We start from the raw sequence: 14,684 nt of genomic DNA on the forward strand, positions 1-14,684 counted from the left end.
CCTGACCACTAAACGCCGGCTTCAGGGTTTCCTGACCAGCACCAGGCCCTTGAGGTATTCGCCTTCCGGAAAAGCCACCGTCATCGGATGGTCGGGCGCGCCGCCCATGCGCTCGCAGATGAAGGCGTCCACGCCCGCGTCGGTACCGGCCGAGGCGACGATCTTGTGGAACAGGTCGGCGCTGATGCCGCCCGAGCACGAGTAGGTGAACAGCACGCCGCCGGGCGCCAGGATGGACAGCGCCAGCCGGTTGATGTCCTTGTAGGCGCGCGCGGCGCGCTCGGCATGCGTGACGGTCGGCGCGAACTTGGGCGGGTCGAGCACGATGGCGTCGAAGGTCCGGCCTTCCTTCAGATACTGGCGCAGCATGGCATTGACATCGGCGTCGAGCATCGTGGTGCGGCCGGCGTCGAAACCGTTCAGCGCGACGTTGGCCCGGGCGCGCTCGATGGCCGGGCCGGACGAGTCAATCGACGTGACGTGCTGCGCGCCGCCGGCCAGCGCCGCCACCGTGAAGCCGCCGGTGTAACAGTAGCAGTTCAGCACGTCCTTGAACCCGAGCCGGCGCGCGTAGGCGGCAAACTTCTGGCGGCTGTCGCGCTGGTCGAGGTAGAAGCCGGTCTTGTGGCCCTCGGCGACATCCAGGCTCAGCTTCCAGTCGTGCTCAGTGATGGTGATGCCGGTATCGCCAGAGCCAGCGAGCCAGCCGGTGGCTTCGGGCAGGCCTTCGAGCGTGCGCACGCTGGCGTCCGAGCGTTCATACAGGCGCGTGAGGCCGGTTTGCGCCAGCAGCGCATCGACGATCACGCTTTTCCATTTCTCCGTGCCACAGCTGGAGAACTGCGCGACCAGCGTGTCGCCGTAGCGGTCAACGACCAGGCCCGGCAGGCCGTCGGATTCGCCGTGGATCAGTCGCAGCCCGTCGCTTTTGATGTCAAAAAGGCTTCTTGCGCTGATGGCTTGTGCGATGCGCGCTATGAAAAACGAAGCATCGATGCGCTGCGCTTCATTGAAGCTCCAGACCCGGGCGCGTATCTTGGAACTCGGGCTGAACGCGGCCCAGCCCAGAAACTGGCCGGCATGGCTTTCAATACGCACCGTTTCACCGGAATCCCCGCCGCCGCTGGCGATGGCGCCATCAAAAACCCAGGGGTGGCGGCGCAGCAAAGAGCGTTCCCTGCCGTCTTTCAGTCGAATTATGTTCATGGCGCTATTGTCGCGGCTGCGTGCCTGCCGCCTGCCGGGGGCAAGGGCCGAACCGGGCTACTTCGGCTTGCGCGGCTCCTGAACCTCTGGCGGCGCCTTGGCCTTCGAGCCGGCACCGTCCGACATCGCCCTCGGATGCGCCGCGTCGTAAATCTTGGCCAGGTGCTGGAAATCGAGCCGCGTGTAGGCCTGCGTGGTCGTGATGCTGGCGTGGCCCAGCAACTCCTGCACCGCGCGCAGGTCGCCGCTGGACTGCAGCACATGGCTGGCAAACGAGTGGCGCAGCATGTGCGGATGCACCGGCGTGGCCAGCCCAGCCTGCTGCGAGCGCTGCTTGAGGCGCACGCGGATGTGCTGCGGCGTGAGCCGGCTGCCGCGCTGGTTGATGAACAGCGCCTCGCCGCCCTGAACGCCGTCAGCGCCGGGCCGCGCCCACAGGCTGCGGGCCGCCAGCCACTTGTGCAGCGACTTCAGCGCCGCGCCGCCGACCGGCACGCTGCGCCGCTTCTCGCCCTTGCCGAGCACATGCGCATCGCCGCCTTGCATGTCGATCCAGCCACGCGCCTTGCCGCTGGCCTGCGCATCCAGGCCGACCAGCTCGCTGATGCGCAGTCCGCAGCCGTAGAGCAGCTCGGTGATGCACTGGTCGCGCGCTTCGAGGAAAGGATCGCCGTCCGTGGCCTCAAGCTCGAAGCTGGCCAGCTGCACCGCTTCATCGACGCTTAGGGCCTTGGGCAGCGGCTTGGCGATCTTGGGCGAGCGCACGTCCTGCACCGGGTTGCCCGGCACCAGTCCTTCGCGGCCCAGCCAGGTGTAAAAGCCGCGCCAGCCCGACAGGATCAAGGCAATGCCGCGCCCGCTGCGCCCACGGCTGTGCATCTGCGCCACCCAGCGCCGCAGGTGCGTGTGCTTCACGTCCGTCAGCGCCACGCCCGCCTTGCGCGCATTCGCCTGCAGTTTTTCCAGGTCGGCCATGTACAGCTCTACGGTACGACTGGCCAGCCGCTTTTCGACCCGGACATAGGCGAGGTAGCGTGTGACCAGCGGGTCGGCTTCTTCGGGCGCACTGTCTTGCGCGGGCGGCACGGGTTTCATCAGGCGACCCGACTTGCCGCTACGGCGCCGGGCGCACGCAGGCGCGACAGCGCCGCGCCGGCCATCTCGCCCAGGCGTTCGAGGAATTCGGTGCCCATGCCGCTGTGAAAGCGCCGGGCATCGGGCGAGGCCAGCACCAGCAGGCCGCAGACTGGCGCGTCCTTGTCGGCGCGCAGCGGAATCAAGGCCAGCGACTGCGCCTGCGCCTGCGCGGCCTGCGGCAGCCAGCCGGCGGCTTCAAAATTGTCATTGGCGCCGCAATAAGGTGCGCTCAGGGAGGCCGCGAACGCCTGCGCGTCCGCGCTGACATGCGCCGCAAAACTTTGGCCGGCGTAAGCGTCATCCATGCCCCAGACCCGGAGCGCGGCCTGCGGAATCTGCAACTCGCTGGCCAGTCCCTGCACGATGGCGCCGGGCACGTCGCGCGCCTGCACCACCTGCAGCAGCTTGCCGGTCCACGCATGCATCTTGCCGGCAATCACCAGGTTGTCCTGGCCGTTGCGGATCATCTCGACCATCTGCGTCTCCAGCCCCTTGATCTTCTCGCGCAACAAAACGGCCTGGCGCTCCTGCAGGCTGATGGCGCGGTCGCCGTGGCCGCTGGACAGCTGTACCGAAGCCAGCAGTTCGGCATGGCGCTCGAAAAAGTCAGGCGTGCTGGCCAGGAAGCCGGCAATATCGTCTTCGGTGACCAGGTGTTGGACGGGATTCATGGTGGCCTTGTCTCCATTTTTTTAGTCTGCATTCCCCCATCAACGAAACCCGCAAAAGGCTACGGCGTGTCGGGAACTTCAATCTCTGACTCGAACACGGTCGTTGCCGGTCCGGTCATCATCACCGGAGCATCAAGCGTGCCAGCCCATTCAATCGTGAGCTGGCCGCCGCGCGTCAGCACATCGACCCGGCTGTCGAGCAGGCCCAGCCGGATGCCGGCCACCACCGCCGCGCAGGCGCCGGTGCCGCAGGCCAGCGTCTCGCCGGCGCCGCGCTCATAGACGCGCAGGCGAATCTGGCTGCGCGAGACGACCTGCATGAAGCCGGCGTTCACGCGCCTGGGGAACGACGGATGGTGCTCGATCAGCGGACCGGCCTCAAGAACCGGGGCAGTATCGACATCGTCCACCAGTTGCACCGCATGCGGATTTCCCATTGACACGACCGCTACGAAAACAGGAGCAGCCTGCGCATGCCCATCCAGCGCAAGCGGCCATTTTTGCCATGAACCGGCGGTTTGGGGCGTCAAGCCGGCGGGGTTGAACGGGATGCGCTCCAGCTCAAACACCGGCGCGCCCATGTTGACCGTCACGCGGCCGTCGGGCTGCATGCACGGCTCGATGATGCCGCCCAGGGTCTTGACCTTGACCGCGTCCTTGGTGGTCAGGCCCTGCTCGCGCACGAAACGCACAAAGCAGCGCGCGCCGTTGCCGCACTGCTCGACCTCGCCGCCGTCGGCGTTGTGGATCACGTACTCGAAGTCGATGCCTTCGCCCGGCGAAGGCCGCACCGTCAGGATCTGGTCGGCGCCGACGCCAAAGTGGCGGTCGGCCAGGAAACGGTAGTGGGCGGGGCTCAAGCCCAGCGGGCCACGGGTCTCGTCGAGCATCACGAAATCGTTGCCCGCGCCCTGCATTTTGGTAAATCGGATTCGCATAAAAGGCATTATCTGCTGTGCCCAGCCCACTGCAGCGCTGTGAACATGCGCTTCGTGGCAAGACACCAACACGCCGGCCGCGCCCGGCAAGGCTCAGGGATTTTTCGGCCCGGCCCGCCCCGCAGCCGCCTGCGCCCAGACCGCTTCGGCCGTCGGCGCCAGTGAGTCGGTCGCGCGAAAAAGCCGGACTTCCAGCGGAATGCTCCATTCGGGGCCAGCCGCGCTCGTCAAGCGCTTGTCGGCCATCTCGGCGCTCACCAGGCTGTGCGGCAGCCAGGCCACACCGCGCCCTTCAAGGGCCATGGTCTTGAGCAGCACGGCGTGGTGCGAGGTCATCACCGGCTTAAAGCGCTGCGCATCGAACGCCCCCGGCATCCGGTCGCGCATGATCTGGCCCAGCCCCGACGCCTCGCTGTAGGCCAGCACCGGCAAGGGTTCATGGGCGTCGCCATCAATCTGATGCTGCGGCTGGCCGCCGGCATCGGGCGCGCTCACCGGCACCAGCCGGTCCTCGCCGACGCAGGCAAATTCAAACTCGGGCGGCAGCAGCCGGGTCTTGACGGCCGAGTGGCCGTAGCACAGCAAAAACTGCACGCGGCGCTGCAGCATGAGTTCTTCACAGGCCTGGTAGCTGTCCGACACCATGTGGATAGCCCCGAGCTGCACTTGCTGCTCGACCTGTTGCAGCCAGCGCGGAAAAAAAGCCAGCGACAGCACATGCGTGGCCGCGAACTGCAGGCTGCGGCTGGCCTGCTCGTGCGCCTCGTGGGCACGGGTGCGGGCCTGCAGCAGCCGCAGTACCACATCGCGCGCCGTGACCACGAACACCTCGCCGGCCGGCGTGGGCGCCGCCGGATGCCGGGCGCGGTCGATCAGCTCGACGCCGGCCCATTCTTCGAGCGCGCGGATGTGGCGGCTGAACGCCGGCTGGGCGATGGCGCGCGCCTGCGCGGCGCGCGAGAAATTGCCGCTTTCGGCCAGCGCGAGGAAATCCTCCAGCCATTCCAGGTCAAGCGGTCGGTTGACAGGGCCCATCGTTCAGTCTCCTTTGAATAGTTGTATGCGATTCGAGTATTGGACGCCAAGCCGGTCGCTGCCGATGATTGGCCCCATTCATTCACCCACAAGGAGACTTCAAACATGCCTACCATCGCCAACTATCGCGGCATCATTCCCGCCATCGCCTGCACCTTCACGGCCGATGGCCGCATCGACGAGCCTGCGCTGCGCCGCCTGGCGTCCTGGCTGGCGGGCCACAAGGGCGTGGTCGCGGTCATGACCAACGGCCACACCGGCGAGGTGTTTTCGCTCACGCCGCTGGAGCGCGCCGAAGTCACGCGCATCGTGGCCGACGAACTCAAGGGCCGGCTGCCGGTGATTTCGTCCATCGTCTGCGAAGGCCTGGCCGAAGCGGCCGAGCACGCCCGCATGGCCAAGGAAGCCGGCGCGGCGGCGCTGGACGTGATGCCGCCGCACCACTGGCTGCGCTTTGGCTTTCACCCCGACCACGCGCTGGCCTATTTCGAAACCATCTGGCAAGCGTCAAAGCTCGACCTGGTCTGCCACGTCTATCCGGCCTACAGCAAGGCGTCGTATTCGTCGGAACTGCTGGCCGACCTGGCCCGGCTGCCTTACGTCCAGGCCTTCAAGGTCGGCCAGCGCGAGATGAGCAAATACGCCAGAGACCTCAAAGCCATCCGCGAGGCCGACGCCAGCAAGGCCATCCTGACCTGCCACGACGAATACCTGCTGGCCTCGATGGTGCAGGGCGTGGACGGCGCGCTGGTGGGCTTTGCCAGCTTCATTCCCCAGCTCATCATCGACCTGTACGCCGCCGTGCAAAAGGGCGACCTGCATGAAGCGATGCGCATCCAGCAGGTCATCAACCCGCTCAAGGAAGCCGTCTATGGCGCGGGCGAGCCCACCGGCGAAGCCCATGCGCGCATGAAAACCGCCATGAAGTGCGCCGGCGTCATCGAGCACGATTTCGTGCGCGCCCCGACGCACCGGCCGTCGGCGCAGGAAGAGGCCGAAATCCAGCGCGCCGTCAGCGCCGCCGGCGTGTCGCGCTGATCAGCGCATCCCCCAAGGAGACAAAACAATGCAACGCAAAACCTTCATTCGCCATGGCCTGGCCTGTGCGCTAGCCCTGGCCGGCCTGTCAGTCCTGCCCGCCACGGCACTGGCGCAAAGCTACCCGTCCAAGCCGGTCCGCGTGATCATTCCGTTCCCACCCGGCGGCACGCTGGACACCGTGGGCCGCCAGCTGGCACAAAAGCTCAGCGAGCAGATGGGCCAGCCCTTCGTGGTTGAAAACCGTGCCGGCGGCAACGGGACGATTGGCGCCGACGCCGTGGCCAAGTCCCCGGCCGACGGCTACACGCTGCTGTTCAATGCCTCGACCCTGACCACCTCGACGCTGCTGCTGAAAACCCCGCCCTACGACGCGGCCAAGGACTTCCAGCCCATCGCCCTGGTGGCCAAGGCGCCGCTGGCGGTCTCCATCAACAAGAACCTGCCCATCAAGGACATCAAGGAACTGCTGGCCTACGCCAAGGCCAACCCCGGCAAGCTCAGCTTTGCGATCGGCTCGAACGCGTCGGCCGGCCACCTGTCCACCGAACTGCTCAAGCGCGCGGGCGGCGTGAGCTACCTGACCGTTCCCTACAAAGGCTCAGGCCCGGCCTACCAGGACCTGATCGGCGGGCAGATCGACGGCTTCGTCGATCCCATCCTGGGCTCGATGCAGTATTACAAGGGCGGCATGCTCAAGATGATTGCCGTGACCTCCAAGGCGCGCGTTCCCACCCTGCCCGAGGTGCCGACCGTCGGCGAAACCATTCCCGGCTACGAGTTCTACAGCTGGTACGGCCTCTGGGGTCCGGCCAAGCTGCCGATGGACATGGCGCGCAGGCTCAATGAAGAGGTCAACAAGGCGCTGGCCACCGACATGCGCGACAGGCTGGTCCAGCAAGGCCTGCTTCTGGAGCCCGGCAGCATCGACGACTTCGCGCGCTTCCAGCGCGAGGACACGGCGCGCTCGATGAAGATCATCGCCGACGGAGGCATCCGTGGCGAATGAAGCTGGCAGCGCGCGCCATGCGGTCGTGACCGGCAGCAGCTCGGGCATCGGCAAGGCGATTGCGCAGGCGCTGCTCAATGCAGGCTGGGCCGTGACGGGCCTGGACCTGTCGGCGCCGGCCATCGAAGACCCGCGCTTTGAGCCCGTGCAGGTGGACCTGGCGGACGCCGCCAGCCTGGATGCCGCCGCAGCCCGCCTGCGCGGCGTCGATGCGCTGGTGCATGCGGCCGGCCTGCTGCGCCTGGGCGCGCTCGGCAGCCTGGACCCGGCAGCCGGTGAACTGATGTGGCGCCTGCATGTCGATGCGGCGTCGCGCCTGGCCAACGCGCTTGCGGATGCCATGGCGGCGAAGGGCGATGGCCGCATCGTCTTCATCGGCAGCCGCGTGGCCCAAGGCATGGCCGGGCGCGGCCAGTATGCGGCCACCAAGGCCGCGCTGATCGCCCTGGCGCGCAGCTGGGCGGCCGAACTCGCGCCGCGCGGCGTCACGGTCAACGTGGTGTCGCCCGCCGCCACCCAGACCGCCATGGCGCAAGACCCGGCGCGCGCCCTGACGGCACCCAAGCTGCCGCCCATCGGGCGCCTGATCCTGCCCGAGGAAGTCGCCGGGCTGGTGCTCTACCTGCTGTCTCCGCTGGCCGCCGCCATCACCGGCCAGGACCTCCAGATCTGCGGCGGCTCGTCGCTGGCCCGCTAACCCTTTTTACGTTCAATCCACACCATGAAAATCATCGACATCATCGAATCGACCCGGCCCATCAAGTCGGACATCCGCAACGCCTACATCGACTTCTCGAAGATGACGCTCAGCCTCGTCGCCGTCGTGACCGATGTGGTGCGTGACGGCAAGCCGGTCATCGGCTACGGCTTCAACTCCAACGGCCGCTACGGACAGGGCCAGTTGATCCGCGAACGCTTTCGCCCGCGCGTGCTGGAGGCCGAGGCTGGGGCCTTACTGGATGAGACCGGCAACAACCTCGACCCGCACAAGATCTGGGCCTGCATGATGTCCAACGAAAAGCCGGGCGGCCACGGCGAGCGCTCGGTGGCGGTCGGCACGCTCGACATGGCGATCTGGGACGCCACCGCCAAGATCGCCGGGCAGCCGCTGCACGACATGCTGGCGCAGCGCTACGGCAACGGCGTGGCCAACCCGAAAGTGTTCGTCTATGCCGCCGGCGGCTACTACCACCCCGGCAAGGGCATTCCGGGCCTGCTGGGCGAGATGCAGAGCTACCTGGACCGGGGCTACTCGGTGGTGAAGATGAAGATCGGCGGCGCCCCGCTGGCCGAGGACATGCAGCGCATCGAGGCGGTGCTGAAAATGCTCCAGCCCGGCCAGCAACTGGCGGTCGATGCCAACGGCCGCTTCGACCTGGCGACGGCGGTCGCCTACGGCAAGGCGATGGCGCAGTACCCGCTGTTCTGGTACGAGGAAGCCGGCGACCCGCTGGACTACGAGCTGCAGGCGCGCCTCGGCGAAAGCTACACCGGCCCCATGGCCACGGGCGAGAACCTGTTCTCGATGCAGGACGCGCGCAACCTGATCCGCTACGGCGGCATGCACAAGGACCGCGACTGGCTGCAGTTCGACTGCGCGCTGAGCTACGGGCTGGTCGAGTATTTGCGCACGCTGGACATGCTGAAGGACTACGGCTGGTCGCCCAGCCGCTGCGTGCCGCACGGCGGGCACCAGATGTCGCTGGCGATTGCCGCCGGCCTGGGCCTGGGCGGCAATGAGTCCTACCCCGACCTGTTCCAGCCCTACGGCGGTTTCCCCGACGGCGTCAAGGTGGAAAACGGCTACGTGACGCTGCCGCCGCTGCCCGGCATCGGCTTTGAGGGCAAGGCCGACCTGTATGCGGAAATGAAGGCATTGACCGCCTGAAGAACCCGGCGCGGGCAAGCGGCGCGGCGTTGAATCGCCGTGCCGGGCCTGCGGCGGCAGGGTTTCGGGTGGCCGGGCGCCATTCGTGCGTTTCGCTGCAAAATCAGGAAATGCCAAGAACCTCCCAACTCCTTTACACCCAGCGCGAGCCCGCGCCCACCCGCCCCGCCGCCACCGTGCTACTGCTGCGCGACACGGCCGAGGGCATTGAAGTGCTGATGACCCGGCGCTCCATGACGGCCAGCTTTGCGCCCGGCGCCTACGTCTTTCCCGGCGGCGGCATTGACGCCGCCGACGCGCAAGCCCATGCGCAATCCACGCGCCGCGCCGGCCAAGGCGACCTGCAGTTGACGCAAGCCATCGCCGCCATCCGCGAAAGTTTTGAAGAACTCGGCGTGCTGCTGGCGCGCCATGCCGACGGCCGCCATGTCACCACCGACGACATTGCGGCGCTGGACCGCCAGGCCCCGTTCGCCGCGCAGTGCCGGGAGCGCGGCCTGATGCTGGCGGGCGCGGACGTGTTCACGCTGGCGCACTGGATCACCGACCGCGACCTGCCGCGCCGATTCGACGTGCCCTTCCTGGTCGCCCGCATGCCCGAAGGCCAAACACCCGTGGCCGACGAAACCGAGCAGTTCGAGCCCGTCTGGGTGCGCCCGGCCGATGCGCTGGCGCGGCACGAGGCGGGCGATTTCTTCATGATTTTCCCGACTCTCCGAACGCTGGAGCGGCTACAAAAATACGCCAGCGTCGAGACGGTGCTCACGGCCTGCGCGCATGAAAAACCGTTGTGGATTTCGTGCCCGCGCGCCGGCCTGCTGGGCGGCCAGGACGCGCGCTACATGGAGCACGACTCGCCCTACGGCGAACTGGCGCTGACCAGCCCCGACGGCCAGATCGTGCATTCGCTCGACTGGCAATCCGAACAACCCGTGTCGCTGCTGAAAAACGTCATGCGCCTGACCGCACCCAACCCAGGAATGATGACCGGCCCGGGCACCAACAGCTACATCGTCGGCACCGCTAGCACCGGCTACATCGTGATTGATCCGGGGCCGGACCATGCGGCGCACATCGGGCGCCTGTTTGAAGCGACCGGCGGGCGCATCGAGGCCATCGTCTGCACGCATTCGCACCCCGACCATTCGCCGGGCGCCAGGCCGCTGCAGGCGCTGTGCGCCCACCGGCCGCCGATTTTGGGCCTGCCGTCGGCCGCGACCGCGCGCGCCGACTCCCGGTTCGCCCCCGACCGATCGCTATTAAATCAGGAGCTGCTCACGCTTACCCATAAAGCGCAAATACACACTTTGAAGGTAATTTTCACCCCCGGCCATGCGGCCAACCATGTCTGTCTGGTGCTGGTCGAGGACGGACTGCTATTTTCGGGCGACCACATCCTCAACGGCAGCACCACCATCATCAATCCGCCCGACGGCGAGATGAGCGCCTACCTCGATTCGCTGGACCGGCTGAGCCGCGCCTGCGACGAGCACGAGATCGACTTCATCCTGCCGGCGCACGGCCATGTGCTGGGCGAAGCCCCGCAGGCGATTGCCCAGCTCAGGGCGCATCGCCTCAAGCGCGAGGCCAGGGTGGCGGCGGCGATGCAGGCCTTGCCCGGCGGCACGCTGCAGGACTGGGTGGCGCTGGCCTATGACGACACCGACCCGCGCCTGTGGCCGATTGCCCTGCGCTCGCTGCAGGCGCATGTGGACCGGATCGAGGCCCTGGGGCGCGTTGCGTAAGGCGTGAAGCCAGCGCAGGCGCAACAATTGCTTGCCGGTAGAGCCTTATACTTTTCTTCAGTCGTTCCGCCACTTGAGGGTTCGGGCTGACGGGGCGACTGCCACTTAACTTTTACGGGATGCTCCATGCCAACGATCACGACGCGACACTTTCTCAAAACCACCAGCGTCCTGCTGGCCGGACTGGTGCTGGCAGCCTGCGGCAAACAGGAGCCGGCAGCCCCCGCCGCCACCGCGCCTGCGGCAACGCCCCCGGCCGCCGCCGCCAAGGTTTATGTGGTCGGCACCGACGCCGCCTATGCGCCGTTTGAATCGCAAAACGAAAAAGGCGAGATCGTCGGCTTTGACATCGACGTGGTGAAAGCCGCCGCCCAGAAAGCCGGCATCGAGGTCAAGTTCGTGAACACGCCCTGGGAAGGCATCTTCAATTCGGTCGCGCAGGGCGACCGCGACCTGCTGGTCTCGGCCATCACCATCACGCCCGAGCGCCGGCAGACCCTGGACTTTTCAGCGCCATATTTCGATGCGCAGCAACTGATCGCGGTGAAAAGCGACTCGAAGATCGCCAAATTCGACGACCTGAAAAAGCTCAAGGTCGGCGTGCAAAACGGCACGACCGGCGACGAAGTCATCACCAAGCTGCAAGGCAAGGACAGCCCCAACGTCAAGCGTTTCGAGTCCACGCCGCTGGCGCTCAAGGAAATGGAAGGCGGCGGCGTCGATGCCGTGGTGGCCGACAACGGCGTCGTCGTCCACTACGTCGCCAACAATCCCGGCTCGAAGTTCAAGACCATCGCCGACAGCACGTTTGCCGCCGAGCAGTACGGCATCGCGGTCAAGAAAGGCAATGCCGAATTGCTGGAAAAAATCAACCAGGGCCTGGCCGGCATCAAGGAAGACGGCAGCTACGCCAGGATTTACACCCAGTATTTCGGCGCCGCCCCTGCCGCAGCGCCAGCGCCCGCCGCCGCCGCGTCCAAATAAAGCGCTCAGGCCCGAAGAAGCCGCCCGCGCGCGGCCTCGGTGATGGCAGCCACGCACGGATGCGTGATGCGCCGCTCGATGGACACGGCGAAAAAATCCTCGACCATCTCGTCGGTTCGGCCAATCATCTCGACCCCGTATTGCGCGGTGGTCTCGGCCTCCAGCACGCTGGCCGACATGAAGATGCCCCGTCCCTCGCGCCCAAAAGCCTTCATCAGCGCGCCATCGTCAAACTCGCCAATCACGCGCGGGTGGATCTGGTGCTTGGTGAACCAGCTGTCGAGCTGCTTGCGCACCGATGACGCCGCGCCCTGGATCAGCAGGGGCGCATCGTTCAGGCACTGCGGAAAATCGCCCTTGAGCGATGCCTTGAGCGCTGGCGTGCAGAAAAAACTCATGGGCGTGCTGCCCAGCGGGTGGTTGAAGGCCTTGATGCTGACGCGGCCCGACATCGGTTCGTCCGCCATCACCAAGTCCAGCCGGTGCAGCGCCAGCTGGGCCAGCAAATCGGGAAACTTGCCTTCGCTGCAGATCAGGCGCACCGGCTCGCTGATTGACAAGGCCGGCTCCAGCAGCCGGTAAACCACCGACTTGGCCACCGAATCGGCCACGCCGACCCGGAAGTCCAGCGTTCTCAAGCCTCCGCTGGCTTGGCGCAGCGCTGTTTCCATTTCGGCCCCGAGGGTGAAAATCTGGTCGGCATAGCCCAGCGCCAGCCGGCCCTCGTCGGTCAGCTCCAACTGGCGCCCGCTCTTGCGAAACAGCTGTCGCCCCAGCCAGGCTTCGAGCAGCTTGATTTGCCCGGACAGTGTCTGCGGCGTGGTGTGCAACTGCTCGCCGGCGCGCACAATGCCACCGGCCTTGGCGGTGACCCAGAAATAATGCAGGTGCTTGAAGTTCACGATGGAGTTTCCATTCAGAGTTTCCAGTCAATGACTGCCGAGTCGTCCAATAGTTCGTAATTTTCGAAATGAAATCGTTCTAAATACGAATTTACACGAAGTAAAAACCTTCCTATAGTGCACCTCACTACGTCATTTTTTTGATGTTTAAAGGAAAACTCCCATGCGCCTGAGCACCAAAAGCCGTTTTGCGGTGACCGCCATGATCGATATTGCCCTGCAAGGCAACGCTGGCCCGATTTCGCTGGCCGATATCGGCATGCGCCACAAGATTTCAGTGTCCTACCTGGAGCAGCTGTTCAGCCGGTTGCGCCAGAGCGGACTGGTCGAAAGCACCCGCGGCCCGGGCGGCGGCTATTCGCTGAGCCGCTCCAGCGAGAGCATTTCAGTGGCCGACATCATTGGCGCCATCGAGGTCCACCCGCACGCACCGGGCAAGGGAGAAAAGGCTTTTCCCGGGCAGGCAGGCTCGGGCGAGTGGATGACGCAGGAACTGTGGGCGGCGCTGAACGCCAAGATGGTCGAGCACATGCAGTCCATCAGCCTGCGCCACCTGGCCAGCGAGCAGCGCGCCAAGGGCGTGAAAATCGAGGCCCGGCCGGCCAAGCGCGGCGTGTACAGCGCGCCCAAGTCCAAGCCGGTCTACACCACGGCGCCGAATTCGGTGTTTGCCTTGGGCCGTTCGCTGCTGGGCAGCCGCTGAGCGAAAAAGTCAAAAAATAAAGTGTGAAGCCCGCCGATAAGCCGGATTTTGTGCGCCTGGCTTCCTTTCGGTTGCCCGGTGTGACCGCCATTAATCTGGGCCGGGAGTCGCCTGCCCGGCTCGGTGCCACCTACCCGCCAGCTCCGCGGAACCACGTCAACGCTGGCCTATTTGGTGTTGCTGCGCGTAGAGATTGCCCGTTTCACCCGAACTGAATCGGCTCGTCTCTGTTGCTCTGATCCTCACCTCACGGTGGAGAGGTATTACCTCCTACGCTGTCCTGTGCAGTCCGGACGTTCCTCCAGTGCTTCCTTTCGGAAATTGCACCAGCGGCGGTCTGGCAGGCTTCACACCTCTATTATGGCAGTGCGCCACAATGCGCTAAAAACACCCCCAACCGCCCAAGGAGCCTCCATGAAAGCCGACAGCATCCTCGCCACCATTGGCAACACGCCCCATGTCCGCATCAACCGCCTGTTCGGCCCCGACGCGCAGGTCTGGATCAAGTCCGAACGCGCCAATCCGGGCGGCTCGATCAAGGACCGCATTGCGCTGTCCATGGTCGAGGATGCCGAAAAGTCCGGTGCGCTCAAGCCCGGCGGCTCGATCATCGAGCCGACTTCGGGCAACACCGGCATCGGCCTGGCGATGGTCGCGGCGGTCAAGGGCTACAAGCTGGTGCTGGTGATGCCCGACAGCATGAGCGTCGAGCGCCGCCGGCTGATGCTGGCCTACGGCGCCAGTTTTGACCTGACGCCGCGCGCCAACGGCATGAAGGGCGCGATTGCCCGCGCCCAGGAACTGATCGCCGCCACGCCCGGCAGTTGGATGCCGCAGCAGTTCGAGAACCCGGCCAATATCGACATTCACGTTCGCACCACGGCGCAGGAAATCCTGGCCGACTTCCCCGACGGGCTCGACGTGCTGATCACCGGCGTCGGCACCGGCGGCCACCTGACGGGCTGCGCCAAGGTGCTGAAAGCCGCCTGGCCGCAGCTCAAGGTGTTCGCGGTCGAGCCGGCCGCCTCGCCGGTCATCTCGGGCGGCGCGCCGGCCCCGCACCCGATCCAGGGCATTGGCGCCGGCTTCATTCCGAAAAACCTCGACACCAGCCTGCTCGACGGCGTGATCCAGGTCGATGCCGAACCGGCGCGCGAAATGGCGCGCCGCTCGGCCAGCGAGGAAGGCATGCTGGTCGGCATTTCGTCAGGCGCGACGCTGGCGGCGATTGCCCAGAAGCTGGCTGAATTGCCGGCCGGCACGCGCGTATTGGGTTTTAACTACGACACTGGCGAGCGCTACCTGTCGGTCGAAGGCTTTTTCCCGGCCTGAAACCCGTCGGCCTGTTCTCCTGCCGCCGGGTTCAGTGCCCGGCGGCAGGCGATGCGCAGGCCTTTAAAATCCCCGCTCCTGCTTGATAACCACAAG

The 14,684-nt window shown here is 66.0% G+C and carries 14 protein-coding genes and 1 other RNA gene; 8 read left to right on the forward strand and 7 right to left on the reverse strand.

What is annotated here, in order from left to right; genetic code table 11:
• Positions 1–21 precede the first annotated feature (21 nt).
• The 5 genes from PNAP_RS17140 to PNAP_RS17160 form a co-directional block, all read right to left on the reverse strand.
• Positions 22–1,206 carry a class I SAM-dependent rRNA methyltransferase gene (locus PNAP_RS17140; RefSeq protein ID WP_011802800.1) on the reverse strand — a complete coding sequence of 395 codons (1,185 nt, stop codon included), beginning with the start codon at positions 1,204–1,206 and terminating at the stop codon, positions 22–24.
• A gap of 57 nt (positions 1,207–1,263) precedes the next feature.
• Complete coding sequence (locus tag PNAP_RS17145; RefSeq protein WP_011802801.1) at positions 1,264–2,301, reverse strand: tyrosine recombinase XerC; 1,038 nt, start codon at positions 2,299–2,301, stop codon at positions 1,264–1,266.
• Positions 2,301–3,014 carry a DUF484 family protein gene (locus PNAP_RS17150; protein WP_011802802.1) on the reverse strand — a complete coding sequence of 238 codons (714 nt, stop codon included), beginning with the start codon at positions 3,012–3,014 and terminating at the stop codon, positions 2,301–2,303. Before PNAP_RS17150 ends, PNAP_RS17145 begins: the two co-directional genes overlap by 1 nt.
• Positions 3,015–3,073: 59 nt before the next feature.
• Positions 3,074–3,952 (reverse strand): diaminopimelate epimerase, encoded by an 879-nt coding sequence (gene dapF / locus PNAP_RS17155; RefSeq protein WP_041376778.1) that lies wholly within the window; start codon positions 3,950–3,952, stop codon positions 3,074–3,076.
• 93 nt (positions 3,953–4,045) lie between these two features.
• Entirely contained in the window at positions 4,046–4,987 is a 942-nt protein-coding gene (locus PNAP_RS17160) for a LysR substrate-binding domain-containing protein (RefSeq protein ID WP_011802804.1), read from the reverse strand.
• Positions 4,988–5,092: 105 nt separating this feature from the next.
• Here PNAP_RS17160 and PNAP_RS17165 point away from each other — a divergent pair, with 105 nt between their 5' ends.
• The 6 genes from PNAP_RS17165 to PNAP_RS17190 all read left to right on the forward strand — a co-directional run bounded on the left by PNAP_RS17165 (position 5,093) and on the right by PNAP_RS17190 (position 11,651).
• On the forward strand, positions 5,093–6,025 hold the full coding sequence (locus PNAP_RS17165) for a dihydrodipicolinate synthase family protein (protein ID WP_011802805.1): 933 nt from the start codon (positions 5,093–5,095) through the stop codon (positions 6,023–6,025).
• Positions 6,026–6,053: 28 nt separating this feature from the next.
• Positions 6,054–7,034 carry a Bug family tripartite tricarboxylate transporter substrate binding protein gene (locus PNAP_RS17170; RefSeq protein WP_011802806.1) on the forward strand — a complete coding sequence of 327 codons (981 nt, stop codon included), beginning with the start codon at positions 6,054–6,056 and terminating at the stop codon, positions 7,032–7,034.
• Positions 7,024–7,731 carry an SDR family NAD(P)-dependent oxidoreductase gene (locus tag PNAP_RS17175; RefSeq protein WP_011802807.1) on the forward strand — a complete coding sequence of 236 codons (708 nt, stop codon included), beginning with the start codon at positions 7,024–7,026 and terminating at the stop codon, positions 7,729–7,731. Before PNAP_RS17170 ends, PNAP_RS17175 begins: the two co-directional genes overlap by 11 nt.
• Positions 7,732–7,755: 24 nt before the next feature.
• Positions 7,756–8,922, forward strand: a complete 1,167-nt coding sequence (locus tag PNAP_RS17180; RefSeq protein ID WP_011802808.1) for a mandelate racemase/muconate lactonizing enzyme family protein — start codon at positions 7,756–7,758, stop codon at positions 8,920–8,922.
• Between the two features lie 110 nt (positions 8,923–9,032).
• Positions 9,033–10,667, forward strand: coding sequence for an MBL fold metallo-hydrolase (locus PNAP_RS17185; protein ID WP_011802809.1), 1,635 nt, complete (start codon positions 9,033–9,035; stop codon positions 10,665–10,667).
• A gap of 126 nt (positions 10,668–10,793) precedes the next feature.
• Positions 10,794–11,651: a basic amino acid ABC transporter substrate-binding protein gene (locus PNAP_RS17190; protein ID WP_011802810.1), complete on the forward strand. Its 858-nt coding sequence runs from the start codon at positions 10,794–10,796 to the stop codon at positions 11,649–11,651.
• 5 nt (positions 11,652–11,656) lie between these two features.
• Here the strand turns inward: PNAP_RS17190 and nhaR are convergent, their stop codons facing one another.
• Positions 11,657–12,553 carry a transcriptional activator NhaR gene (nhaR, locus tag PNAP_RS17195; protein ID WP_011802811.1) on the reverse strand — a complete coding sequence of 299 codons (897 nt, stop codon included), beginning with the start codon at positions 12,551–12,553 and terminating at the stop codon, positions 11,657–11,659.
• 163 nt (positions 12,554–12,716) lie between these two features.
• Here nhaR and PNAP_RS17200 point away from each other — a divergent pair, with 163 nt between their 5' ends.
• Positions 12,717–13,256 carry an Rrf2 family transcriptional regulator gene (locus PNAP_RS17200; protein WP_011802812.1) on the forward strand — a complete coding sequence of 180 codons (540 nt, stop codon included), beginning with the start codon at positions 12,717–12,719 and terminating at the stop codon, positions 13,254–13,256.
• A 21-nt stretch (positions 13,257–13,277) separates the two neighbouring features.
• Here PNAP_RS17200 and rnpB read toward each other — a convergent pair.
• An RNA gene (gene rnpB, locus PNAP_RS25175) (RNase P RNA component class A) lies at positions 13,278–13,605 on the reverse strand.
• A gap of 65 nt (positions 13,606–13,670) precedes the next feature.
• Between rnpB and cysK the strand changes: the two genes are divergently transcribed.
• Positions 13,671–14,588, forward strand: coding sequence for a cysteine synthase A (gene cysK / locus PNAP_RS17205; protein WP_011802813.1), 918 nt, complete (start codon positions 13,671–13,673; stop codon positions 14,586–14,588).
• The last annotated feature ends 96 nt before the right edge of the window (positions 14,589–14,684 follow it).

The organism is Polaromonas naphthalenivorans CJ2 (assembly GCF_000015505.1).
GTDB classification, from domain to species: Bacteria; Pseudomonadota; Gammaproteobacteria; order Burkholderiales; family Burkholderiaceae_C; genus Polaromonas; species Polaromonas naphthalenivorans.